Source organism: Indolivaga capnocytophagoides, assembly GCF_036511535.1.
Classification (GTDB): domain Bacteria; phylum Bacteroidota; class Bacteroidia; order Bacteroidales; family Dysgonomonadaceae; genus Dysgonomonas_A; species Dysgonomonas_A capnocytophagoides.
Genome location: NZ_AP028867.1, coordinates 1,607,440 through 1,633,081, shown reverse-complemented (window position 1 = coordinate 1,633,081; position 25,642 = coordinate 1,607,440). Strand labels below are relative to the sequence as shown.

The following is a 25,642-nucleotide window of genomic DNA, read 5'->3' as shown; positions in this document are numbered from 1 at the left end:
TTCTACAGTTATGAAATTGCTTAAAGACAGAATTTTAAAAGACGGAAAAAGTTTCGATGGAGGAATCTTAAAAGTGGATAGCTTCATCAATCATCAAATGGATCCTATTTTGATGAAATCGATAGGAGTAGAGTTTGTCCGTCGTTTTGGCAATTTACCTATAAATAAAGTAGTAACAATAGAGGCTAGTGGTATAGCTCCGGCTATTATGTTAGGATATTTATTGGAATTACCTGTGGTTTTTGTGAAGAAAGCGAAGCCTAAAACTATGGGGAATATGATTACTACTAAAGTATATTCTTTTACCAAGGATACAACTTACGATGTTTGCGTGAGCAGCGACTTTTTGACTCCGAATGATACTGTTGTTTTTATTGATGATTTCCTTGCTAACGGGCATGCGGCTATAGGTGTAAAAGACTTGATTGATAAATCAGGAGCAAAACTAGCTGGTATGGGATTCATTATAGAGAAAAGTTTTCAGGAAGGAGGAAAACGTTTAAGAGATCTCAATATCCATGTAGAATCTTTGGTGCGGATAAAAGGATTAGGAAATAATAAAATCGAATTTGAAGAGTGATAGTAATTTGCAAAAGCATTTATAATGTACCTAGAATGGTAACTGTTTTTTGCTGTTGTGTTTATGTGTAAAATAAAAAGGTCTGAGACCTTAATATTGCTCAATTTACAGTAATTGAATGGGGGATGTTCAAAATAGAAATAGCTTTGGAGGGCAACTTGTGCCTAAGCTGAAAACGATTGTTTTTGGCTTAGTTACAGCAGTATGTTTTATATTGATATTTCTCTTAAACCGAAAATATCCTCTTTGCCTTGACGATTGGACATACTCTTTTGTCTATGGCGAAAATCCGGCTAAAAGAATATCTTCCATGTCGGATATTATCCGTTCCCAGTACAATCATTATTTTATGTGGGGAGGGAGGAGTGTTGTCCATTTTATCGCACAGTGGTTATTGATGCAGAATGAATGGGTGATGGATATTCTGAATAGTCTGGTATATACCGCATATGTATTTCTGCTCTATAAGACATGTAATTATTTTAACCGGACGAATGTTATACTTTTTATATTTATAAACGCAGCAGTTTGGTTTTTTACTCCTGTTTATTTATTTTCGACTACATGGATTGTCGGTAGTGCCAATTATTTATGGGGTGCTGCTATTCGCTTGCTCTTTATTTACCCATATTGTGCTTATTTTTTATCGGATAATAAAATATCGAAAAAGTCTTCTTATTTTAAGTCTGCTCTGTTTTTCGTAGCGGGTATTATTGCCGGATGGACAAATGAGAATACTTCGGCTGCTATGATCTTTTTATTATTTTCGTTTCTTATTTGCTGGAAAATATCCAGACGTCCTATTCCTTTCTGGTCTTTATGGGGAATTATTGGAGCTGTTATCGGTTTTGTTTTTATGGTGCTGGCTCCTGGGAACTATATAAGAACCGAGCAGGTTATGGGTGTGCATACCATAGAGTCCTCATTTTCGTTATCGGTCTTTATTTGGAGATTATATGATCTTTTAAAAGGGAATATCCTGTATTATATTATAACTTATGCTTGTTATCTGGGTTTAGTTATACTGTACACGAAGACTAAAAGGTATAACAAAAAAATATTGCTGCTTTCTTTATTGTTTTTTGTTTCTGCGAATGTTGCTCTCATAGCGATGATTGCTTCTCCGGCTTTTCCGCCTACTGTTTGGTTCGGAATCTTGATGTATATTTTCATAGCCTTCGGTATTTTGTTTGCTAATATCCGCTTCCAGGCTATTGTCGAAAAGATAATGATAGGATTAGTGTTTGTTCTTTCATGTACCTTGCTGGTTGCTTATAAAAGCAGATATGATAGTGTTTCGGTCTTTTCGGATCAACTGAATAGCAGAATAAACTATATTCGTACGGAAAAGGCTGAAGGTAACCGCAATATTAAAATAAAGGAACATATTGATGTTCGCGGAGTGTTTTCTATTGATCTGGACGTAACGCCGAATGCCGGCAGTTGGCAGAATCAATGCTATCTGGAATATTTTGATCTGGATTCCATTGTATACATTCAAGAATAGGGATAGTTTTTTATATCTGTTTATGCTTATGAAAGAAAAAAGTATAGTCAATATATTTTTTGCCGGACTTATTCTTTTGGTCTTGGCTATAATTTATCATTTAAATGTTTTATTTCCGGTTTTTGCAGATGATATAGGCTTTACATTTGTTTCAGAGATAGGAAAAGGGCTGACACGCAAAGTCTCGAATATTTATGATATTTTCGAAACTCAATATAGTCAATATCACGTATGGGGAGGACGCTGCGTTGTGCATTTTATTCTCCAGTCCTTGTTGTTATTAGGAGATGGTGTCGCAAATGTTCTTAATAGTATTGCTTATCTGGCTTTATCTCTTCTTATATATGTGTTTATAAATAAGGGAAACGAAGTAAAGCCCTTGTTGTTCCTGCTTATAAATATGGTACTGGTGTTTACCTTACCGATTTTTTCGGAGACTGTTTTGTGGATAACAGGTAGTGTCAATTATACTTGGGGGACGCTTATTATCCTATTCTTTATCTATCCGTTCTATACTTATTTTCTTAATGGAAAGGTAAATAATTCATGGATTCGCAGTATTGGAATGTTTTTTGCAGGTATTATAGCGGGATGGACAAATGAAAATACCGCTTTTTCCATGATATTAATGATCATAGCATTGCTCGTGTATCTGAAAATAACCAAGAAAGAGATTCCTGTTTGGATTATAACAGGCTTGATTGGTGCTTGCATCGGCTATTTGATTATGATTCTTGCTCCCGGTAATTATATTCGCTCTGCCGGCGTATCTCATAATTTAGGATTAGATGAGGTTTCGGCTTTTAAGTTATTTAAAATACGTTTGTATAACTTGCTTCAAGGAGGGCTTGCTAGTATTCTTCTGTATTTAGCTATATTTGTCCTATTTACTTTTTTCTATTGGAAAAATAAAAGTCAGCTGCAAGTCAATTACAGGAAGCCATTGTATGCTTCGTTGGCTTTTATGAGTGCATCGATAATTTCCTATTGCGTTTTATTTCCAACGCCGACTTTTCCCGGGAGAGCCATGTTTGGTGTTGTTATATACGCTCTGATCGCTATTGGTATCTTGTTTGCCAATATTCCGAATAAAAATACGCTTGTAAAAGTTGTAAAGATTCTAACGGTTTTATCTGTCTGTGTGTTATTCTTTTTTGCATTTAATCGGGAATATACAGAGCTTGTCAAATTCTCGGATATCTCCAAAGTCAGAGAAAACCTTATTCAGGAGCAAAAAGAAAAGGGTATTCTGGATATTGTCTTCACAGAGAAGGAAACCATGTTACCCGATAAAGAGGTTCTAACAACAGATAGCTTGAATTTTTATAATGTGTATTTTGCTAAATATTACAATATAAATTCGATAAGACTCGAAAAAAGCCCTCATTGGTAATATCTTTTTGTTACAGATTTATTGTTACAGCAAATGCTACCGCCAGAACGAAAGCAGACATAGACGTGTACTTTAAATAAGGGTCTAATTCGGCATCTCTTTTCGTAGATAATATTTTCCCCAGAATAAGAAAGAAAGGAATGAAGAACACCATATATAGGTATTGATACCATTGTTGGCTGTACAGGCAGCTGTAAATGATAAAGCATAGAACTCCGATGATTGTTAATGTAGAGTGATATATTCGGGAGCCTTTTCGTCCGAAGCGGATAGCCAGAGTCAATTTCCTCGAAACTAAATCATTCTCCATATCACGCATATTATTAATATTTAGAACAGCAGCAGTAAATAGTCCCATCCCGATAGCCGGTAGCCACGGCTGGAATGTGAGGTGGTGCACATTCAGATAAAATGTACCGACAGTAGCCACAAGGCCGAAGAAGATAAACGAAAATATGTCCCCTAGTCCTTTATATCCGTATGGATTATCTCCAGCTGTATATTTTATAGCGGCAACAATTGACGCTCCTCCCAGAATGAAAAACGCCAAAATGTATATTGCCGGCATAAATTGCGAAGCTATATATATGAGGTATGTACCTACTATTCCAGATAATATAATGGCGATAACAATGGCTTTTTTCATTTGAGAAGGAGTGATGGCTCCGCTTTGTACTGTTCTTGTCGGGCCTACACGTCCGCCGGTGATGTCTGTTCCATGTTGGAAATCACCCAGATCATTTGCAAGATTGGATAGGAGTTGCAATAATGTTGCGGTTAACATTGTCAGAACGCATACATTTGTGCTGAAATATCCGGTGGTGTATGCAATTGCATTTCCGCAAATAGTAGTCGCTACGGCAAGAAACAATGTTCTTGGGCGGAGGGCTGAAATCCAAGTTTTTATAGAGGCCATTTTTCCTGTGAAATTTTATACAAAGTAAAAGTTTTTAAGCGAGAAGTCAAACTATTTGAATGCAGCTATTTCCTGTAAATTGTATGTAAGTCTGAATCCGCAGCTTTCGTATTTCCCTTTGCTAAAAGATGCAAATCCGCCTATCCCGATCATACCCAGTATATTGATTGAATAACCCGCTTCATTGTACAGCTTCAGACCGGGTGTGTATAAAGCTTTGACATGCAGAGCTTCACTTACGGGAATACCTTGTAAAAATGGAAGTCTCTTGAGTAATATATATTTACTTCTGTAATTGATATGTCCTCCGATCCAGTACCTGTTGGTGGAGTATTTGTAATTGTCGAGGAGCATATAAGATTGATAGGGAGTTTTTCCAGATATCATCACATCAGATGTATTGAAATGCTCGAAATCTGTATAATGAACCTTTTGAGTGTTACCAAGAAATCCTCCGCCATTTAATGTATAATCCAGATTGCTGAAATAGCTCAGTTTGATGTCTTGTACTATGCTTCCGTTTAATTTTCTGAATCGTGAGTTATTAGTCTGCCAACCCGAAAAGCCCTCAGTATAATTGATCGAAAATACAGGAGAAGTCACTTTTCTATATATTTTTTTCTGATTATGGATAGAGTAATAAGCATAAGGGGCATAACTGAGCCCTATAGAGTAGGACGTTTTATCAAAACGTTCGCCGGAAAATGGGTTTTCATGAATTTTATCTTTACTGCCCCAAATAGCCCAGTCTGTATTATTCGATAATCCTGTTCGTTTGGCTATTTCTATTCCGGTTGACAATTTCAGTCCGTTGGCTATATCTATATTATTATTTACCGCAATAAAGTCGTTTCGGTAGAAGAAACTTTTGTTACTGCGTGTAAAAATACTACTTAATATATTATCTAGACGGGTTATGCCATTCGGATTGAAATCCTTCGAATCAGACCCTCCTTCCAGTTTGAAATTGCCCCTTTGTTTAGGCATATAGCTGATATTTAACTTACTGCCGTATATCAATTGTTTGCGTGCCGTAGTATAATATATATATGGAGAAAAGGTGAACGCCGAGTGCTTTCTATCTGGTTTATAATTGATCGTAAAGGCTTGACCAAGACTAAACCCATCGACGAAATTGTAGTCATGCAGGGCGTAAATTAATCCTTTATAGTCTATCGTTATGAGTGAAGAGTCTCGACCGATCTGTCCGCCAAATAAAAGATTATCGGAGGAGTAGTTATCTTTTCGGTTCTTTTCTCTTATTGAGTCCACAAATTGTTTGATAGAATCTTTTCGCTGATAACTGATCAGTTCGAGGCTGTCGAGAGGAACTGACCGGATCTTGTCCCAATAATTCTGGTTGCGTTTGGTGGCAAGGGTATCAGATATTCTTACATATAATGGGTCTGTTTTTAATTCGAAATTACGTTTTTTCGATTTTTTGTTTTTCAGACTCGTTTCGTTGATATCCTTATTGGGCAGAATATCCGAATATTTGAGTGATGAATAGTAGTTGAGATAACCCTTTATACCTAATATATTTATCTTGATAAAATTGGAATATGTTATGGGCAAATAGATATTTGAGCCTACTTCTTTATATGCAACCTCAAACTGTTGAGATCCGCCCATCATATTCATTTCTATATTCGTGTAAGTAACATGCCATGTATTGTCGGCTATATAAATATAGCCGTTAAGTAATTGAGGATCGTTTAGTTTGCTTTCTACTTTTATTTTATTTATCGTTATTCCATTTTCTTCGATAAATCCTTCATATTTAAATTTGTAATATGAAAATGATTTAGGATTAAGAGGTGAGATACAACCATTATATAGAGGTGAATAGATGGATGCACTCATTATTCCGAAAGTTTCCTTCGAATCGTAATTTTCAGGTATCGTACTCGAAAAAGCCTTGATTGTTTGTGTGTATTTATCCGGTGCGATATATTTAATTTCATTATATGACTCTTGAACGAATACTTGGTTCTGGAAATCGGACATCTTCATACCCTTGTCTGATGAAAGTTTGTTTACTAATGCCGAAATTTTTTCGAGTTCCATGTTTGCTTTTATATATGCTTCGGCTGTATATCCTTTGGCTGCATTCAAATAAAACGGGGCTTGACTTATTGCCTTGCGAATAATTGCGTATGCAGGGTCTTCTTTATTTGTAACAGTCACCTCTTTGAGGATGAAGGGAACCTCGTCTAATGCTATATTTAGTACTACAGGTTGTGTTGCTAATGTAACTTTTTTCGTTACGCTTTTATATCCCAGACATCTGAATTCGAAGGTATAGCTTCCTTTGGGTAGATGTGTTTGATATTTACCGTTTTCGTTACAGATGATTCCTTGTTTGGTTTCTTGTATGTATATATTGCTGCCATACAATGGCTGGTTTTTACTGTCTGTTATTTTTCCGGTGATAATACCTTGTGCTTGAATATTCAAAAGATTGAAAATGATTAATGTAGTTGAAATTAGCAGTTGTTTCATCTATGTTGTTTTTATGTATTTACTTGTAGTGGTGTCGTGTAATTGATTTCTAATATATATATAAAAAAGAGAATTGAAATGGATTGAGCTTTTTATTTAACAAAAAGTAAGTTTTGGAGATTTGATTGAAAATAAAATGACAATGTGTCGTATGGTACTCTGTTAAGTAAATAAAAAGGTCTAAGAGGTTAAATTTATTGACATATGTCTTTGATGGGGATATTTTATTGCTAATTTTGCGAATAGAAATAAAGGTGTCAGCCTGATGTTTAGTTTGTTGGTCTTAAATGTCTTTCTAAAGAAAAGAATCGGGTGTTTCGGACTTACATTTTATTAATAGTTAAAACTAAAAAATGCTTACAGTCGAAAAAATTGGGGGCACATCAATGTCCCAGTTTAAAGATGTTTTGAATAATGTAATTATAGGGAAACGTACTCCGGATGAGATGTATAACCGCATATTTGTAGTATCGGCATACAACAATGTGACTAATTGGCTGCTGGAGCATAAAAAAACGGGAGAACCCGGTGTATACGTACAATTTTTGAAAAACGAAGATTATAGTATAGCCTTAGACAGTCTTGGACAAAGACTTGTCAGCATAAATAAAAACTATGAAGAAATAGGGCTGAATCTGCATGAAGCCAAAGAGTTTATAGAATATCGTATCAAGCAGGCTAAGATGATGCTTTTCAGTTTAAGCAAAGTGATGGCATCAGGTTACGTTAATACAGAAGATATCTGTTTGGCTGCCAGAGAAATATTAGCATCGGTCGGAGAGGCTCATTCTGCATGGAACTCTGTTAATATATTGAATAATAATGGTATCACAGCTCGTTTTATTGATCTTTGCGGATTTAACGACTCACTGCCATATACAATCGATGAACGTATTGCTAAAGCTTTCGATAAGATAGATTTTGAAAAGGTGCTATGTGTTGCAACGGGTTATACCAAAGGAACAGAGGGTATTATGAGAGCCTTTGACCGGGGATATACCGAAGTGACATTCAGTAAAATAGCAGTACAGGTAAAAGCAGTCGAAGCTATTATTCATAAAGAATACCATTTGTCGAGTGCCGATCCCGGGATTGTGGGCGTTGATAAGGCTGTGCCTGTAGGGTATAGTAATTATATTATTGCAGATCAGTTAGCCGATATAGGCATGGAAGCGATACATCCCAAGGCCGCTAAACCCCTCGAGTTAGCAGGGATAAATATACGGATCAAGAATACTTTTGAACCGGAGCATCCCGGTACATTGATTACCCGTGAATATGTATCACCCGAAGCTAAAGTGGAGATTGTATCCGGTACAACAAAAGTTGTAGCCATTGAGATTCATGATCCGATGATGGTCGGTGAGGTTGGTTTTGACTTGCGTATTATGACTCATTTTGCGAAATATGGTGTAAGTTATATTCTAAAATCAACCAATGCCAACTCCATAACAATGGTTGTATGGGATAAATCGAAATCAAAGGAATTGATAGAGAATCTCAAAGAAAATTTTTATCAGGTGAGAGTCGTTCCTGTCGCTATAATTTGTGTGATGGGTACAAATATCGCAATGCCCGGATTCTTATATAAAGCAGCCAAAGCGTTGTATGAAGAAAATATTAATATAGAGAGTTTCGGACAGTCTCTGCGTCAGGTAAATATGCAGTTTGTAATTAGCCGTGCTGATTATAATAAAGCTGTGATTGCTTTGAATGAGGCATTGTGTCTTCATAAATGAAATAGCCTAAAAGATTCTTTTTAATATTAAAAGCTTGCAATATTTTGTTAATTTTATGAAGAATTGGACAACGATTGTTGTCATAACAAATATATCTGCTATTTTTGTAGTAAAGTAGTTTGAGTTTTTTGAAGAGAATTTGAGAGATACATTTATTATATTGTTTAATTAGTCGTTTTGCATAGCTCATATTTAGTAGTGAAAGAGAAAAACGTTTTCGGTAAGAAAAAAGAATGTTTAGCTTGTGTTTTTATCTCGTTTTTGAGTATATATATCACAGGCGAGTTCTTTGTTCCTGCCATAAAATCGACTTTAGGATATGCTTTTTTACAATAAATGATTGTATTCAATAAATCAATTTATATATTTGTGCTGAATATAAAGCAGACATGTCAATTTGACCAATAAAATGAAATTCAAGACTTATATTTATTATAAATAAAAACAATTGAATATTACTATTAATTAAAACAAATTTATTTATTACTATTATGGAAACTAAACCACAAAAAGCAAAAGCAAGATCTAAAGGAGTATCAGCAGGATTGGTGATCATAGGTTGTGCTATTGTAGCCTTCTGTTTTTTCTTTTTCGTATGCGGTGATCCTTCAGGATTCGACGAAAAAGGACATCCACACCCAGGTAACTATTTCGCAACATTATTCCAAGGAGGATATGTAATTCCTATCGTTATCACTCTTCTTTTGACTACAATCAGCTTGTCAGTTGAAAGATTTTTTGCTTTGAACAGAGCTGCAGGAAAAGGCAGTATCCCTAAATTCGTAGCAGAAGCTAAAGCTAAGCTTGAAGCTGGTGATATTGCTGGAGCTGAAAAATTGTGTGATGCACAAAAAGGTTCTGTTGCTAATATCCTAAAAGCTGGTCTTGTTAGATATCAAGATGTAGAAAGCTATACAGATATGAACAATGATGAAAAAGCTGAAATCATTCAACACGAAATTGAAGATGCTACAACATTAGAATTACCTTACCTAGAACAAAATCTTTCTATCATTGCAACAATCTCTACTTTAGGTACACTATTCGGTCTGTTCGGAACTGTACTTGGTATGATCAAATCATTTGCTGCGATGGGACAAGAAGGTGCTCCTGACTCAACAGCTCTTGCTGTCGGTATCTCTGAAGCACTTATGAATACAGCAATGGGTATCGGTACTGGTGCTCTTTCAATCATTTTCTATAACTACTTCCAAGGTCGTGTGAAAGACACTACTGATGCGGTTAACGAAATAGCTTTCGCTATCGGACAAACTTACGTATCTAAACACGGAAGAGCATAAAAAATCATTTTTAACAAAATGATTTGTGGAAAAACAATAAAGTTCCACTCTAATTAGAAAAATAAAAGAAGAAATGAGCAAAGTAAAACCAAAAAAACAGGAAACATTCATCGATATGACCGCGATGAGTGACGTTACTGTTCTCTTGTTGACATTCTTCATGCTAACAGCCAACTTCGTACCAAAGGAGCCTGTACAGGTTTTGACTCCGGCTTCAGTGTCGGAAGTGAAAATTCCCGAATACGATGTAATGACTATTCTTATTGATCCGAAGGGGCAGGTTTTTATGAACCTTGATAAACCTGAAGATAAAAGAAAAGTTCTTGAAAGTGTTGGTGAGCAATATGGAATTAAATTTACTCCGAAACAAATTGCTTCATTCATTAATCAAACTCACATTGGTATGCCAATCAGCCGTATGTCGGCATTTTTGGATCTACCTTTAGATGAGCAAGATGCTTTGATAAAACAATTTGGTATCCCCACAGATACAATCCTGAGTGCCAATAATCAATTGGCGGTATGGGTTAAAACTGCGAAGGAAGTAAATGAAAATTTGTCAATAGCAATCAAGGCTGACCAATCTACACCTTATACTTTGGTGAAGAATGTGATGTCTACATTGCAAGATCTGAAAGAGAACAGATACAGTTTGATAACAACTCTAAAAGCAATGCCCGAAGGGTTTTGATGTATAGAACTTAATTTTAGAAAATCGTAAGACTATGGCAGAAGTAAATACCGGTGGTGGCGAACAGAAAAAAGGCCAACCCCAGAAACTCAACCTACGTGTAGACTTTACACCGATGGTTGATATGAACATGCTTTTGATTACTTTCTTTATGTTCTGTACAACTTTGAGCAAACCTCAGACTATGGACATTGTTATGCCTACAAAAGATAAAGATCTGACCGAGGACGATAAGAACCAGGTAAAAGCATCTAAAGCTATTACTTTGATTTTGGGAGAAGATGACAAAATTTATTATTATATGGGAGAACCCAATTATAATGATTACACATCTTTGAAAGAAACATCTTATGGAGCCGGTGGTCTTAGAGATATCTTATTGGAGCGTAACAGAGATGCTGTGGCACAGATGAGAGAGCTTAAGATTGATAGAGCTAAGAAAAAAATAACAGAAGATGTGTTTAAAGAGAAATCAAGTGAAATAAGAAATGCAAAAGACGGGCAGGTTGTAGTAATCAAACCTACAGATGGAGCTTCTTACAAAAACTTGGTGGACGCACTTGACGAAATGCAGATTTGCAGTATTGGTAAATATGCTATCGTAGAAATGGCGGATGGAGATAATTTCTTAGTCCAGAATTATAACTCTAAGGGTGCATTGTCTGCTCAATCAGGCGGTCGATAATAAAACAATCACACATTTAAAAATAAAAAAATGGGAAAAGAAATTAATTTGAATTCCTCTGAATGGCGTGATATTGTATTCGAAGGTAAGAATAAAAATTACGGAGCTTACCAGTTGCGTAAGACTTCATCGAAAAGACATATTGTAGCATTTATTGCTGTTGTGATCTTTGTTGGTGTAGTAGCTGCCTTGCCTGCTTTTCTTGATGCCGTTAGACCAAATAAAGATAATTTGGGTGGTGTTGATGAGGCTTTCGAGTTATCTAATATTGCAAACGTAGAGGAACAGGTTCCGGAAGAAAATATCATACGTCAGGAAACTGCACCACCGCCCCCTCCTTTGAAAGCGACTATTCAGTTTACACCTCCGGTTATTACCGAAGACAGTAAGGTGAATGAAGATAAAGAAATGAAATCTATCGAAGAATTAAATCAAAAGAAAGATATTCAAATTTCTATCGCTACAGTAGAAGGAACAAACGATAAAAATGCAGTGGATATCGCAGAATTGAAAGAGCATAAAGTGATCGTGGAAGAAAAAGAGCCCGAAAAGCCTTTTGTCAGCGTAGAACAAATGCCTCAGTTCCCCGGCGGTGATTCGGAATTGATGAAATTCATCGGTAACAATCTTAAATATCCACCTATTGCCGCAGAAAACGGTATCGAAGGACGTGTTGTTATTCGTTTCGTTGTAGGTAAAGATGGTAAAGTATCTGATGCACAAGTATTGCGTTCGTTAGACCCTTCTTGTGATAAAGAAGCTATCAGAGTAGTAAAATCAATGCCTACTTGGGTTCCAGGTATGCAAAATGGACGTAAAGTACCTGTATATTATACGCTTCCTGTATTGTTTAAACTACAGAAATAATTTGAGATGCTGTAATATGCTATTCTCAAAGAGATATAAATAGTAAAAAGAGGAGTTGATGATATATACTTTTATATATGTCACTCCTCTTTTTAAACATTATTGAGGTCGAAAGACCGTTGTTTTATAGATTGAGGCATTTTAAACGGCAGATAACCAGTTTGTTTTAGCTTGGAGAATGCATCAGTAAATATTCGATATTATTTACTATGAGTGATAATAATAATAAAATAACATTCAGAACAATATGGAGCGTGATTATGGCTATCCTTTATATCGCTATGGGATATCTTATTATGTTTACAGGATTGATTCTGAAATATAATTTTAGGGATAATGATCCACAGGTTGATGATTTCCTTATTGTTCGGTATATTTTAGGTGTTGGTATAATCGGTTATGGTTTATTCAGAGCCTATCGCGTTTATAAATTCAGAAAGTAATACATGTAAGGAGAAATGTTAGTGAAGTTTTTATTTAATTATCAAAAATTATGAGAAAAGTTGGTTTATTTTGTATTTTACTATCTTTGACAATTTTCTCAGCGTGTAACCAGAGAATTAAAGTGACACGAACAGATACTCCGACCAGTGGTGTTGCGGAAATAGCAAGCGATGATTGCTTTAGTCCTATAGTCCAAGAGGAAATAGATGTATTTGAAGCTTTAAATAAAGACGCGTCAATTATACCTATATATGGAAGTGAGGTTGATGCTATTAACTTATTATTAAAAGATAGCCTGAGACTTGTAATTGCTGCCCGTGATTTAACTGATGCAGAAAAACAAGGATTGTTGAATAAACAATTGCAACCTCGGACACAAAAAATTGCTGTCGATGGAATTGCATTGATTATAAATAATCAAAATACTGATTCTTTGATCAGTGTTCCACAAATAAAGAAGATAATGACAGGGGAAATCGATTCATGGAAACAGATCAATCCCCGATCAAAATATGATAAAATTGCAGTCGTTTTTGATAATCCAAATTCGAGTACGGTGCGTTTTATCAAAGATTCAATAAACAGAGGGGAGCCTCTGGCTGAGCATTTGAAAGCTCAGGAAAACAACAAGGCTGTACTTGATTATGTGGCAAAAACACCTAATGCAATGGGTGTGATCGGTGTAAACTGGATAAGTAATCCGATGGATACGACCAATCTCAGTTTTAATGATAAAGTACGGGTCATGTCTGTGAGTAAGGTTGAACCGGCAACTCGTCAAAGTAGTTTTCAGCCGTATGCTGCATATCTGGCTTTGGGGGAATATCCTTTGAGGCGAGACGTTTTTGTTATTACATCGGATCTAAGAGGGACTTTGCCGACAGGCTTTGTTAGCTTTCTTGTTGGGGACAGAGGACAACGTATAATTTTGAAAGCAGGTCTTATTCCTGCAACAAGACCCATGCGTTTGATAACGGTGCAGGATAGTTTTGATTAAAGTACGCTTGACAATCTTGTAATCCCGAAATGGATTTAAAGTAAAAACTATTACACTCTGGGCTCACAATCAAAACTCGAATATAATATTATACTATAAGAATTAATTAAGGATGAAAAAGAAGTATTTATTAGGAGCTTTTCTTGGCTTATTACTTAGTACTCCGATTTTTGCGCAATCAAATCTTGGTGCTGACTATTTAAAAACAGGAGAGCTGAAAGTTGCAAAAGAAATTTTTGAGAAACAAGTAAGTCAATCACCTGCTGAAGCTTATTACTATCTGGGAGAAGTTGCTTATAAAGAAGGTAAACTTGACGAAGCTAAAGCTAATTATGAAAAAGGATTAGCTGCATCAGCCGATTTTGTACTTAATAATGTTGGATTGGGTAAACTTTTGTTGAAATCTAGTCCTAAAGATGCAGAAGATCAGTTTTCTATTGCATTGAAGAAAAATAAAAAAGATGTATCTGTTCTTGTTGCAATAGCTGAAGCATATTATGCTAACAATATGGCTGATAAAGGTGCTTCAAAATTGGCAGATGCACGTAAAGCTGATAAAAAATCGCCATTGATTTATATATTGGAAGGTGACCTGAAAGCAAAATCTAATGTCGGAGAAGCTGCCGGAAGTTATGCCCAGGCTTACAATTTCGATCCTACTTGTTCTGTTGCATATATCAAATCGGCTCAGGTTTACGAAAGCGTAAATCCCACATTGGCTGTAGAAATGCTCCAAAAAGCGATTGAGATAAATCCAAATTATACATTGGCTTATAAAATGTTAGGGAGTATTTATTCTCATAACGGACAATATGCCGATGCTATTGAAGCATACAAAAAATATTTTGCACAGGGAGCATATGATGTGTCGGATTTGACTCGTTATGCTGCGGCTTTATATTTCACAAAACAGTATGATGAAGCTAAAAAACTAATAAACGAAGGTATTTCTAAAGAACCAAACAACTTCGTGTTGAATCGTTTATTGATGTATAGCTATTTACAGTCTAAAGATTATACTGCAGGCTTGACTGTTGGTGATAAGTTTTTCTCATTAGACAAAGGAGACAGTCAATACATTGTTCAGGATTATATGACCTATGGTGAATTGCTGAGCAAAAATAACCAAATGGATAAAGCTTTATTGCAATACGAAGAAGCTGTAAAACTTGACCCCTCAAAATCTTCAGTATATAAAGAGATCGCACAAGCTTGTGTTGATGCAAATCAATATGCTGACGCAGCGAAATACCTTCAGGAATATGTAGATAAATCAGACTCCAGCGTGGTTGAAGCTACAGATTTCTTCAATATCGGGCGTTACTCTTATATTGCAGGTACTGCTGCTCAGAAAGATACAGCCGATTCAGAGGCTCCTGCTAAATCTAAGGCTCTGTTAGTGCAGTCTGATAAAGCTTTTGGTACAGTGTCGGAACGCATACCTGACAGTTATCTTGGATATTTCTGGAGAGCACGTGCTAATGCGGCTCTTGATCCTCAAACTATTTTAGGTCTAGCTAAACCATATTACGAAAAAGTAATAGAGATAGTTACTTCAAAAGACGACGGAAGTAATAACAACGAGTTGGTAGAAGCATATCGTTACTTGAGTTATTATTATTATTTGTCATTTGAGAAAAGTAAAAGTGCCGAAGATAAAGAGCACGTTAGATCTTACAGTGAAAAGATTTTAGCTTTAGATCCTGAAAATGGAGTCGCTAAGCAATTGCTTGAAGCTGTGAAACAATAAATAAGAGATTATAAGAAGACCTCTTTTGGTCTTAAAAAAGATAAAGGAATAGTATTTTTTGATACTATTCCTTTTTTTTATATATAAAACTCTTACCTTTGTATCCGATTGGTGGATAGATTTGTTTGCTTGCAACCACATGAAAAAATGCTAAATGAAGTCTTTTCTCATATCTGCACGCATCTGTATAAAATCCACTCTATTAATTATTTAACGTATAACGGAATTATAATATGAGTTATTTATTTACTTCCGAATCTGTATCGGAAGGTCATCCAGACAAAGTTGCAGATCAAATTTCAGATGCATTATTAGACGAATTTTTGGCGTATGATGCTAATTCTAAAGTAGCCTGCGAAACATTGGTAACTACAGGGCAGGTTGTTCTTGCCGGCGAAGTCAAATCAAAAGCATATATTGATGTACCCGAGGTTGCCCGTACAGTAATCGAGCGAATAGGTTATACCAAAAGTGAGTATCAGTTTGAAGCTAAGTCTTGCGGGGTATTGTCTGCTATTCATGAGCAATCGGACGATATTAACCGTGGGGTAGACCAGAAAGCTGATCCAATGGATCAGGGAGCCGGAGACCAAGGGATGATGTTTGGTTATGCCACAAATGAGACTGATAATTACATGCCGCTTGCATTGGATTTATCTCACTCTTTACTGTTGGAACTAGCCGAAATTCGTAAAAATGAATTGGCATTGATGCCATACCTTCGTCCTGATGCAAAGTCACAGGTGACTATTGAATATGATGATAATGGAACACCTCTTCGTATTGATACTATTGTATTATCGACTCAGCATGATGAATTTGCATCTGATAAAGAGATGCAGGATAAGATTCGTGAAGACGTTATTAATATTCTGATACCAAGAGTAAAGGCGAAATATACATTTAGAGACGATATTCTGAGCCTGTTTAATGATCAGATCATTTATCATGTTAATCCTACCGGAAAATTTGTTATCGGAGGACCTCATGGAGATACCGGTCTGACAGGCCGTAAAATTATAGTTGATACTTATGGCGGTAAAGGTGCTCACGGAGGTGGTGCTTTTTCAGGAAAAGACCCTTCGAAGGTAGACCGTTCGGCGGCGTACGCAAGTCGTCATATAGCTAAAAATCTTGTAGCTGCAGGTGTATCTTCTGAAGTATTGGTGCAGGTATCATATGCGATTGGTGTGGCTAAGCCTATGAATATTTATGTGAATACTTATGGGAAGTCTAATGTGAATATGACCGATGGCGAAATAGCCAAAGTTGTGGAAACATTATTTGATATGCGCCCTAAAGCTATTGAAGATCGGTTGAAGCTACGTAATCCTATATACTCAGAAACTGCAGCATACGGACACATGGGGCGTGAGTCTAAGGTGATAGAGAAAACTTTTCAGTCGAGATATAACCCCGAACCATTGAAGTTGTCTGTGGAATTATTCACTTGGGAGAAACTTGATTTTGTAGATGCTATTAAAAAGGCTTTTGCTTTATAAGTTTATTCTCTCTTATTATTTTGTGTTTAGAAGGTCTGAGACCTTAAATAAATAAAAAATAGTGATGCATCCTTGATGAAAAAATGTCAAGGATGCATTGTTATAATTATCTTTGTGCCGAAATAAAAAAATAAGTGTTTGGAATCCGATGTAAATACATATTATGTCATTGATAGTTTAGCGATATCTCAATCTCGTAAAGATTCGGCTGACTATTACTCTCTGTTTAAAATGGAGAAAGATACCAGTATGTATTTTTCGGAGGACAAGATTGAATCGCTAAAGCAGACCAAGGTGGTGCAAGCTAATTCTGTGGAGGGACATGATGGGGTAAAAAAGGCATTTACACTGGAGAATGAGGATGGAGTGCTTATTTTATTATTAGTGTGTTTTTTGTTTTTTACCCGTATATATAAAGGTGGGATAACCTTTTTTAAAGAGAATACACGCTTGCTTTTTTCAAACCGAGAAAATTTAAGTCTATATAGTGAAACTACTATCCGTGAGTTCTGGTTCAATTTTATTTTATTGTTCCAGAATGTTTTACTGACATCTATAATCCTTTTTGATTTGTTTTTGGAGTCTGACAAGTATCCTTTGCCGAAGGATAGTTTTGTCACGATACTTGTCTTTATGACGACTTTAGCTCTTTTCATATCGGGTAAATTGATTTTTTACCGGTTTGTAGGATATATTTTCAATATAAAGGAATACATGAAAATATGGATACGGACATATATCATTGTTCTCGAAATGATGGGGATGATTGCCTTTATTCCTACTTTAATAATGGTATATTCGCAGAGTTTTCACTATATCTTATTATTCTTTTTTATAGTATTGTTCTTTGTGTCCCGTCTTATTCTTTTTTATAGGATAATTACGTTTTTTTTAAGACAACATGTTAATTTTTTGTTTTTGATTGTCTACCTTTGCACCGTAGAAATTATACCTTATATTATTTTATATCAGGTTTTGATTTATTTATATAAAGTTGATTTAATAAGTTTACTATGGCTTTGAAAATTAAGAAAGTGCTGATCTCACAACCCAAACCAGCAACAGAAAAATCACCCTATTTTGACATTGCCGAAAAATATAATTTGACAATAGATTTTCGTCCTTTTATAAAGGTTGAAGGTGTTGATGCTAAAGAATTCAGACAACAACGAATTAATATACCCGAATATACAGCAATCGTTTTTACCGCAAAAGTGGCAATCGATCATTTTTTTGCATTGTGTGAAGAAATGCGTATAGTGATGCCTGAAACAATGAAATATTTCTGTATCTCAGAATCGGTGGCTTTGTATCTTCAAAAGTATATTGTGTATCGTAAGAGAAAAATATTCTTCAGTCAGACCGGAAAAATGGATGGCTTGGCATCGTCTCTATCAAAGCACAATAAAGAGAAGTTTATAGTGCCTGTTTCGGATGTGCATAACGAAGATATAACAGCTGTTCTGGAAGAAAAAAAGGTTGATTTTATCAAGGCTGTTATGTACCGGACCGTGAGTACAGAATTTGAACCGAGTGAAATTGATTCGTACGATCTTATCGTATTTTTTACACCTGCGGGAATTGCTTCTTTATTTAAGAATTATCCTGATTTCGAACAGGGTGAAAAGGCTATCGGATGTTTTGGTGCTGCCACAGCTAAGGCTGTGAAAGAGGCAGGACTGCGTCTTGATTGTGAAGCTCCTCTTCCCGGTTTAACCTCTATGACTGCTGCTTTGGAAGCATTCGTAAAAGAAAATCAAAAGAAAAAATAAGATAATATCAATGTTATCTTTAGATAAATATTGATAAATATATTTTGTAAAGAATTAAGCTTGACTGCCCAATAGGAAAGTCGAGCTTATTTTATTAAGTTCTAAAACTTATTTAGCTTATGCAAAGTATTGATGATAAGGAGCTGGGGATAATTCGAATTGTACGTAATGCTAGGGCGCGTAATGTGATAGCCCGTAATAAGCCCGGATATATTCAGATGACGGTTCCATCGTATTTTTCAGAGAAGGAAATCAGGGATGTGATCGAAAAAATGCGTCCTCGTTTACTGAAAGTTCCTTCTGTACCCCAAATCGAATTTACTCCCGATAGTGATTTTAAGACAGCAACATTTTCATTAAGGATAGAGTCTCGTGATGTGCGAAATTATCATGCGAAATTACATGATGGAACTTTATTTATAACCTGTCCCGGGATAACTGATTTTTCGGATGTAAAAGTGCAATCCATAATACGTAATTGCATAGAGCAGACAATGCGGCATGAGGCTCAGCGAGTATTTCCTCTGATGCTAAAGAATCTTGCGGAAAGATATAAGTTTACGTATAATTCGCTGAAAATAAATAAGAGCAGAACCCGTTGGGGTAGCTGCTCTTCTCAAAAATCTATTAATTTATCCTATTTCTGCCTTTTATTACCTCAATATCTGATAGAGTTTGTTATCTTGCATGAGTTATGCCATACTGTCGAAATGAATCATGGCGATCGTTTTTGGAAACTTTTGGATAATGTGACCGGAAATAATGCACGTAAGCTTACTCAGGAACTGAAGGTAAAAGCCGCTAAATGGTAACCATTATTCGTGGTTTACATTATCTTCAAGATTTTCTTTTCCGAACGATAATGGAAGAAGGCTTCTGATCGAATCTACTTCATAAATATGCTTTTCGCCATACATAATGATCTCAACAGGCTGGTTATATCTGTTTTCGACTTCGACCAATACCTGACGGCATGATCCGCAGGGAGAGCATACATCTTTCGTGAAAGAGCCTTTTGTGTTGGCTGCAATTGCTATTGCTTTTACGGGTACATCAGGATATTGGGCATTTGCATAGAATAAAGCGGTGCGTTCTGCACAAAGTCCTGATGGATATGCTGCGTTTTCCTGATTACTGCCGGTTATGATAGTTCCATTAGCAAGGAGTACTGCTGCTCCGACGTGAAACTTAGAATAGGGTGCATATGCTGAAAGAGATGCATTTTTTGCTTTCTCTATTAGAATTTTCTTATCATTTGTATATTCTACTATGCTATAAACTCTTAATTTTGCAGAAATTTCTAAACTTTCCATATAGATTGACGTTTATTTATATTGAAATCAAAGGTAAAAAAATTTAAGATGATTCATACGATATCGACAAGAGGTTTGTTAAAGTCAGTCCTGCTATTCATATTTGCGGCTTCTGTTTCCATTTCGGCTTATGCAGGGGGGAAAGTCACCCGTAATAAGGCTTATGATGACTACATCGAAAAATATAAGGATTTGGCTATAAGCCATATGAAAAAGTATCGCATACCTGCCAGTATAACTCTTTCTCAGGGATTACTGGAATCGGGTGCAGGGAGAAGTGCTTTGACTGTAAAATCGAATAATCATTTTGGTATCAAATGCCATAACGGATGGAAAGGCGAATCGGTTATTGCTGCCGATGATACCCCGAACGATTGTTTCAGAAAATATAAAAAGTCCGAAGATTCTTATGATGACCATTCTCGTTTTTTGAGTGAAAAACCACGATATGGTAAATTATTCGATCTGGAGATTACCGATTATAAGGGGTGGGCAAGAGGTCTGCAACAGGCAGGATATGCTACCGACAGGGCTTATGCAAACAAGCTGATAAAACTGATTGAAGACTATGAGTTATACGAATATGATAGAAAAGGGAAAAAAGGAAAAGTAGAGAATGATAAAATAACTGTTGTTGTTCCCGATATCCCCAATAAGCATACTGTATATAAAACTCAGGGGTTGATCTATGTGGTTGCTCAGAGGAATGATACATATGAGTCGATAGCCAAAGAATTTGGCTTTAAAATGAAAGACTTATGTGAATATAATGAAGTACCCGAAAACTTCCCGATACAAGAAGGTGACTTGATCTATTTCCAGAAAAAGAAGAAAAAGGCAGATAAACCCTATTACGAACACGTGGTTCAGGTAGGGGAATCGATGCACAGTATCGCTCAGCTATATGGTATGAGAGTTAAAAATCTCTATAAGATGAATAAGCAGGATATGGAATATGTGCCAACGGAAGGTGATATATTGAGGTTGAGATAAAAAAGGTAACTATTTTTGTACTTATTCAAATCACCTGCAAAAAAGGATGGTTATTACCCATGCTTTGTAGAATTTCTCGTCTTTATTTATCATGATTATCATTTTTGCGATTCGATCTGCTTTGGTTTGCTCTGTCTTAGATGAATATATCCATTTAATAAAAGCCTTTTTCTCGCTGTCACTATATAATTTAAATTTTTCGAAGATACTATCTTCATATTTCATACACGTAACTAGTTCTTCTGGTATTTCAGTAAGTGTATTATATTCATAAATAATGATATGTACGGTATATCGCCTGCCTGTTTTCTTATTTTTTCCTTATTTCTGATTTAACTACAAGACCAACATATCCGTTTCCAATGGGCATAAGGTGACATTCGAAAATTAATAATCGTCTATCTAACCTTTTACCCTCAGCATTCCAAAAGAAACCTTTGGCATAGGTATTTCGGGTAATTCGGCAAAAATCCATCCTCCTTTGGCCTCAGTTTTAATCAGCTCATAGTCTTTATCTACTAATGGTTTTGTCATTTTTCTTGAAAGTGTAGTAGTTCGTCCTTTTCTTTAATTTATTAGAGATGAGCCTTTTTCCACTTTCTAGACAATACTTCTTCTATATATCCTAATTTGATAAGGATCCATTTGGGTTGACGGAAGATATTCTTTATTGTTAGTCTCCATGTTAAATGTTTGCCAATATCCTCTTTATCAAAATACTCAGACAGATCTTTGTTCGGAATTTTCAGATAATCTCTCTTTGCTTCATTTCTTATTATAAAGAATAGAAATCCAAGTATATAATTAGTATATCTTTTTTTTAATTCTTTATTATCTAATAAATTATATTGATCTAAAGTTTTTCTTATCACTTTGTTTGCGAAGATCTGATCTTCAACTAAGTTTTTATTGTGTTTGTGTGTGATTGAAGTAGGATTGCTCCTATAGTTATAATATTTTTGAGGGAGTATAACTAGATTGTTTGACATTATTACGCTCTGAAGAAAAAAAAGTTTATCCTCAGACATTGTTATATTTTCAAAAGATAAATTTCTTATAAGATTCTTTCTGATGCATAAAGTCCATACATAAGCATGCATTCCTAGTGAAATGTATTTTCCTCCAATAAAGTCCGGAAGGAAAGAAGTCTTTATCTCATTTCCTGAAAACTCGGATTTTTTTAATCTAGCTGTGTTCTTGTATGGTATATATATTATATCAATGTCGGGATTTTTATTTATCTCAGAGATTATATTAGAATACATTCCTTGATTTATCCAGTCATCAGAATCTATAAAATTAATAAAGTCTCCTGTTACTGCTTTTAGTCCATTATTCCTTGCAATTGAAATTCCTTGATTTTCTTGCTGTATAAGCTTTATTCGATTATCATTTTGTGCATATTTTTCACAGATTTCGCCTGATCTGTCAGTGCTACCGTCGTTTACTATAATGATTTCGAGATTATGGTAGTCCTGATATAGTATACTGTCCAGACATTGTTCTAGATATATTTCGACGTTATATACAGGTATTATAATAGATATTTTCATGTAAAAGATTCAGTGGATATTTATGTAAGGATCTTGGCTTTTTTAGTGCTACAAATATATAAAAAGACAAGATGTATTACACCTTGTCTTTTTATATATTTTGATTGGACTTTATTAAAAATTATATCCGAACCCGATTCCCAGAATTTCTTTGAATTGTACTTTTGGACCTTTCTTTTCGCCTTGTGTATTGATATATTTAACATCGTCATCATACTTTAAAGTTGTATTGATACTGGCATTCAGGTATTTATTTATTTTCATGCTGATAAGGACATTCCATTCAATATCTATATTGCCAAACGAATCGTCATATGCGGTGAAGAAGTTTGCATCACTCATCAGTTTTACATTTTCCATAATGTTTTTTTCTAGAGTACCTTTTGCATAGGCTCCGAATTCAGCTTTAAATTTATCTCCCGGATCAACCCCGAAAGATCCCAGATCTGATAAATAATCGTCATTTACGAATGTAAGTTTACCTGCTGCCGGTGAAAAATACGCAGAAAAGAACGAATCCTTAGGACGGTATTCCATACCTATCGAGATATTCGAATAGGCAGGAGCCATAAACTTGGAAATATAATTTTCTTTATTCGGATAGTTATAACCTTTGTAGAATTGAGATTTGAAATCAGCCATTGCCGTATAGTACCATTTATTGTCGGTAGTATATCCTAACTGAGTAGCCAATTCCATTTTATCGGTCGATTTTTGAGCTCCCTGAGCTTTGGTACTTGTAATACCATACTCGAGAGCTAAAGTATTTATCCATGCCCAGTTGCCTTTTTTATGTTCGAGCTTTCCGTTGAGATAGAGATTACCTGCAAAAGCATCGTCACCACCTCCCGACCAGTTTGACAGGGATGTCTGAGATAGGTTTAATCCGGTTGAGCCCGAATGCTTCCATGTTCCTATCTTAGTAGAGTCTGCTTCTTGCGCCGATATGGCAGTTATTGACATCAGTAATAATGTGAATAGAAATATACGTTTCATATAAAAATAATATTGGTTTGTAACAGGCTTATTTTGTTCGATTTATTATTGTGTTAGATTACTGTAATTGTAGCGTATTTATTGAATATTTTCATCTTTTTTATAAATTGAATTTATTAAACTCTAACACATAATGCCTTTATTTGTTCACAAGGCTGTTACAAACAAATTTATCTATAAGAGAAACAATGTGCAAATATGAAGACTAACCAGTGTGATAATAAAGAGAAAAAGGTAACTGAAGAAAATGAGCATAAAAAGAGTAACCTTTGTAACCTTTTTTAATCTGCTAATATTTTGCAGCCTCAAACAAGACAATTCGCATATAGTATAATATTTGCTATATTTGCAAATCTGAAATTTTGAAATAAAAATGCATCATTAAATACTTTCTGTTACTTATACAATATAAATATGTCTACAGACGATAAGAAAATTATATTCTCGATGATAGGAGTGAATAAAGTATTTCCTCCTCAAAAACAAGTGTTGAAGAATATCTATTTGTCCTTTTATTATGGGGCGAAGATCGGAATTATCGGTTTAAATGGTTCCGGTAAATCAACATTATTGAAAATAATAGCCGGAATCGAAAAGGAATATCAGGGCGAAATCGTTTCTGATAAAGGTTATTCGGTAGGATATCTTGAGCAAGATCCGAAACTGGATCCTACAAAAACTGTAAAAGAAATTGTACAGGAAGGTGTACAACCTATAATGGATCTTTTGGCTGAATACGAATCGATAAATGAAAAATTCGGATTGCCCGAATATTATGAAGATTCGGATAAAATGGATGTGCTGTTTGCTCGTCAAGCTGAGTTGCAAGATAAAATAGATGCTACAGATGCATGGAACTTAGATAATAAGCTGGAGAGAGCAATGGATGCATTGCGTTGTCCACCCGAAGACGAATTGACAGAACATTTATCCGGAGGGGAAAAACGCCGTGTTGCCCTTTGCCGCCTGTTGTTACAAGAACCCGATGTATTGCTTCTTGATGAGCCGACCAACCATTTGGATGCTGAATCTATTGATTGGCTGGAGCAGCATTTACAACAATATGCCGGAACGGTTATCTGTATTACGCACGACCGTTATTTCCTTGATCATGTTGCAGGATGGATTCTTGAGCTCGATCGTGGGGAAGGTATTCCATGGAAGGGCAATTATACTTCGTGGCTGGAGCAAAAGACTAAGCGAATGGAGCAGGAGGAAAAGCAAGCCAGCAAACGCCGAAAGACTCTCGAACGTGAGTTAGACTGGGTACGTATGGCTCCAAAAGCCCGTCAGGCAAAAGGGAAAGCCCGTTTGAATGAATATGAAAAACTATTGAATGCCGACCAAAAGGAAAGAGAAGAAAAACTTGAGATATTTATACCTAACGGACCACGATTAGGTAATAAGGTAATTGAAGCACAAGGAGTTGCTAAAGCATATGGCGATAAACTGCTTTTCGATAATCTGAATTTTATGTTGCCTCCCAATGGTATTGTTGGTGTTATTGGACCTAACGGAGCCGGTAAGACAACATTATTCCGATTAATACAAGGTTTGGAATCCTCAGATAAAGGAACTTTCGAAGTCGGAGAAACTGTTAAGACGGCTTATGTCGATCAGGCTCATGAGGCTATTGATCCGAATAAAACTGTTTATCAGGTTGTTTCCGGAGGGTCGGAATTTGTTAGGGTAGGAGGTAAGGAGATAAATTCCCGAGCTTATCTGTCTCGATTCAATTTTGCGGGAGGAGATCAGGAAAAACTTTGCGGGGTACTTTCCGGAGGTGAGCGAAACCGCCTGCATTTAGCTTTAACATTAAAAGCCGAAGCGAATGTATTGTTACTTGATGAGCCGACTAATGATATTGATGTTAATACATTGCGGGCATTGGAAGAAGGTTTGGAAAATTTTGCGGGATGCGCCGTTGTTATTTCTCACGACCGTTGGTTCTTAGATCGTATCTGTACCCATATATTGGCATTCGAAGGTAATTCGGAAGTATTTTACTTCGAAGGTTCATATAGTGAGTATGAAGATAACAAAAAAGCAAGACTTGGTAATGTTGAGCCTAAACGGGTTCGTTACCGTAAGTTGATGAACTAAGATTTTATCCGTGAAGGATATTAAAAAAGGTCTTATGC

24 protein-coding genes are annotated in these 25,642 nt (G+C 35.7%); 17 read left to right on the top strand and 7 right to left on the bottom strand.

Translation table 11 applies throughout. The annotated features are described in order from the left end of the window. Positions 1-10 precede the first annotated feature (10 nt). The 3 genes from xpt to AABJ51_RS06620 all read left to right on the top strand — a co-directional run bounded on the left by xpt (position 11) and on the right by AABJ51_RS06620 (position 3,480). Positions 11-580, top strand: a complete 570-nt coding sequence (gene xpt / locus AABJ51_RS06630) for a xanthine phosphoribosyltransferase (RefSeq protein WP_026627637.1) — start codon at positions 11-13, stop codon at positions 578-580. Positions 581-698: 118 nt separating this feature from the next. Next, positions 699-2,087, top strand: coding sequence for a DUF3329 domain-containing protein (locus tag AABJ51_RS06625; RefSeq protein WP_338374874.1), 1,389 nt, complete (start codon positions 699-701; stop codon positions 2,085-2,087). 28 nt (positions 2,088-2,115) lie between these two features. Beyond that, a complete protein-coding gene (locus AABJ51_RS06620) occupies positions 2,116-3,480 on the top strand; it encodes a DUF3329 domain-containing protein (RefSeq protein WP_338374873.1) in 1,365 nt (454 codons plus the stop codon). A 10-nt stretch (positions 3,481-3,490) separates the two neighbouring features. Here AABJ51_RS06620 and menA read toward each other — a convergent pair whose 3' ends face one another. Both menA and AABJ51_RS06610 read right to left on the bottom strand, forming a co-directional pair. Continuing rightward, a complete protein-coding gene (gene menA / locus AABJ51_RS06615) occupies positions 3,491-4,396 on the bottom strand; it encodes a 1,4-dihydroxy-2-naphthoate octaprenyltransferase (protein ID WP_338374872.1) in 906 nt (301 codons plus the stop codon). 51 nt (positions 4,397-4,447) lie between these two features. Beyond that, complete coding sequence (locus AABJ51_RS06610; protein ID WP_321577258.1) at positions 4,448-6,898, bottom strand: DUF5686 and carboxypeptidase regulatory-like domain-containing protein; 2,451 nt, start codon at positions 6,896-6,898, stop codon at positions 4,448-4,450. Between the two features lie 353 nt (positions 6,899-7,251). Here AABJ51_RS06610 and AABJ51_RS06605 point away from each other — a divergent pair, with 353 nt between their 5' ends. The 12 genes from AABJ51_RS06605 to AABJ51_RS06555 all read left to right on the top strand — a co-directional run bounded on the left by AABJ51_RS06605 (position 7,252) and on the right by AABJ51_RS06555 (position 19,458). Further along, positions 7,252-8,637 (top strand): aspartate kinase, encoded by a 1,386-nt coding sequence (locus AABJ51_RS06605; protein WP_026627633.1) that lies wholly within the window; start codon positions 7,252-7,254, stop codon positions 8,635-8,637. Positions 8,638-9,128: 491 nt separating this feature from the next. Next, the gene (locus AABJ51_RS06600; protein ID WP_026627632.1) at positions 9,129-9,938 is read left to right on the top strand and encodes a MotA/TolQ/ExbB proton channel family protein; all 810 of its coding nucleotides are present in this window, start codon (positions 9,129-9,131) and stop codon (positions 9,936-9,938) included. A gap of 73 nt (positions 9,939-10,011) precedes the next feature. Beyond that, a complete protein-coding gene (locus AABJ51_RS06595; RefSeq protein WP_026627631.1) occupies positions 10,012-10,629 on the top strand; it encodes an ExbD/TolR family protein in 618 nt (205 codons plus the stop codon). Positions 10,630-10,663: 34 nt separating this feature from the next. Next, entirely contained in the window at positions 10,664-11,314 is a 651-nt protein-coding gene (locus AABJ51_RS06590) for an ExbD/TolR family protein (protein ID WP_026627630.1), read from the top strand. A 30-nt stretch (positions 11,315-11,344) separates the two neighbouring features. After that, entirely contained in the window at positions 11,345-12,181 is an 837-nt protein-coding gene (locus AABJ51_RS06585; RefSeq protein WP_026627629.1) for an energy transducer TonB, read from the top strand. Between the two features lie 209 nt (positions 12,182-12,390). Further along, positions 12,391-12,624, top strand: coding sequence for a hypothetical protein (locus tag AABJ51_RS06580; RefSeq protein WP_026627628.1), 234 nt, complete (start codon positions 12,391-12,393; stop codon positions 12,622-12,624). 50 nt (positions 12,625-12,674) lie between these two features. Then, positions 12,675-13,622 (top strand): PstS family phosphate ABC transporter substrate-binding protein, encoded by a 948-nt coding sequence (locus tag AABJ51_RS06575; protein ID WP_338374871.1) that lies wholly within the window; start codon positions 12,675-12,677, stop codon positions 13,620-13,622. 112 nt (positions 13,623-13,734) lie between these two features. Then, positions 13,735-15,372: a tetratricopeptide repeat protein gene (locus AABJ51_RS06570; protein WP_026627626.1), complete on the top strand. Its 1,638-nt coding sequence runs from the start codon at positions 13,735-13,737 to the stop codon at positions 15,370-15,372. Positions 15,373-15,605: 233 nt separating this feature from the next. Beyond that, positions 15,606-16,874: a methionine adenosyltransferase gene (gene metK, locus AABJ51_RS06565; protein WP_338374870.1), complete on the top strand. Its 1,269-nt coding sequence runs from the start codon at positions 15,606-15,608 to the stop codon at positions 16,872-16,874. Positions 16,875-17,105: 231 nt separating this feature from the next. Further along, on the top strand, positions 17,106-17,897 hold the full coding sequence (locus tag AABJ51_RS19380) for a DUF4271 domain-containing protein (RefSeq protein ID WP_353527792.1): 792 nt from the start codon (positions 17,106-17,108) through the stop codon (positions 17,895-17,897). Next, a complete protein-coding gene (locus AABJ51_RS06560; RefSeq protein ID WP_134435498.1) occupies positions 17,888-18,646 on the top strand; it encodes a uroporphyrinogen-III synthase in 759 nt (252 codons plus the stop codon). The genes AABJ51_RS19380 and AABJ51_RS06560 overlap by 10 nt, the downstream gene beginning before the upstream one ends. Positions 18,647-18,765: 119 nt before the next feature. Beyond that, the gene (locus tag AABJ51_RS06555; RefSeq protein WP_338374869.1) at positions 18,766-19,458 is read left to right on the top strand and encodes a M48 family metallopeptidase; all 693 of its coding nucleotides are present in this window, start codon (positions 18,766-18,768) and stop codon (positions 19,456-19,458) included. A 3-nt stretch (positions 19,459-19,461) separates the two neighbouring features. Here the strand turns inward: AABJ51_RS06555 and cdd are convergent, their stop codons facing one another. Continuing rightward, positions 19,462-19,959: a cytidine deaminase gene (gene cdd / locus AABJ51_RS06550; protein WP_338374868.1), complete on the bottom strand. Its 498-nt coding sequence runs from the start codon at positions 19,957-19,959 to the stop codon at positions 19,462-19,464. 48 nt (positions 19,960-20,007) lie between these two features. On the opposite strand from cdd, the gene AABJ51_RS06545 reads away from it, so the two are divergent. Further along, a complete protein-coding gene (locus AABJ51_RS06545; RefSeq protein ID WP_035332230.1) occupies positions 20,008-20,952 on the top strand; it encodes a glucosaminidase domain-containing protein in 945 nt (314 codons plus the stop codon). A gap of 30 nt (positions 20,953-20,982) precedes the next feature. Here AABJ51_RS06545 and AABJ51_RS06540 read toward each other — a convergent pair whose 3' ends face one another. The 4 genes from AABJ51_RS06540 to AABJ51_RS06525 form a co-directional block, all read right to left on the bottom strand. Beyond that, the gene (locus tag AABJ51_RS06540) at positions 20,983-21,201 is read right to left on the bottom strand and encodes a YdeI/OmpD-associated family protein (RefSeq protein WP_338375956.1); all 219 of its coding nucleotides are present in this window, start codon (positions 21,199-21,201) and stop codon (positions 20,983-20,985) included. 153 nt (positions 21,202-21,354) lie between these two features. Then, positions 21,355-21,486, bottom strand: a complete 132-nt coding sequence (locus tag AABJ51_RS06535) for a hypothetical protein (RefSeq protein ID WP_281279435.1) — start codon at positions 21,484-21,486, stop codon at positions 21,355-21,357. A 41-nt stretch (positions 21,487-21,527) separates the two neighbouring features. Continuing rightward, positions 21,528-22,505: a glycosyltransferase family 2 protein gene (locus AABJ51_RS06530; RefSeq protein ID WP_338374867.1), complete on the bottom strand. Its 978-nt coding sequence runs from the start codon at positions 22,503-22,505 to the stop codon at positions 21,528-21,530. A gap of 114 nt (positions 22,506-22,619) precedes the next feature. Continuing rightward, entirely contained in the window at positions 22,620-23,501 is an 882-nt protein-coding gene (locus tag AABJ51_RS06525; RefSeq protein ID WP_026627619.1) for a DUF3078 domain-containing protein, read from the bottom strand. A gap of 414 nt (positions 23,502-23,915) precedes the next feature. Here AABJ51_RS06525 and ettA point away from each other — a divergent pair, with 414 nt between their 5' ends. Further along, a complete protein-coding gene (ettA, locus tag AABJ51_RS06520; RefSeq protein WP_026627618.1) occupies positions 23,916-25,604 on the top strand; it encodes an energy-dependent translational throttle protein EttA in 1,689 nt (562 codons plus the stop codon). Positions 25,605-25,642: the final 38 nt, after the last annotated feature.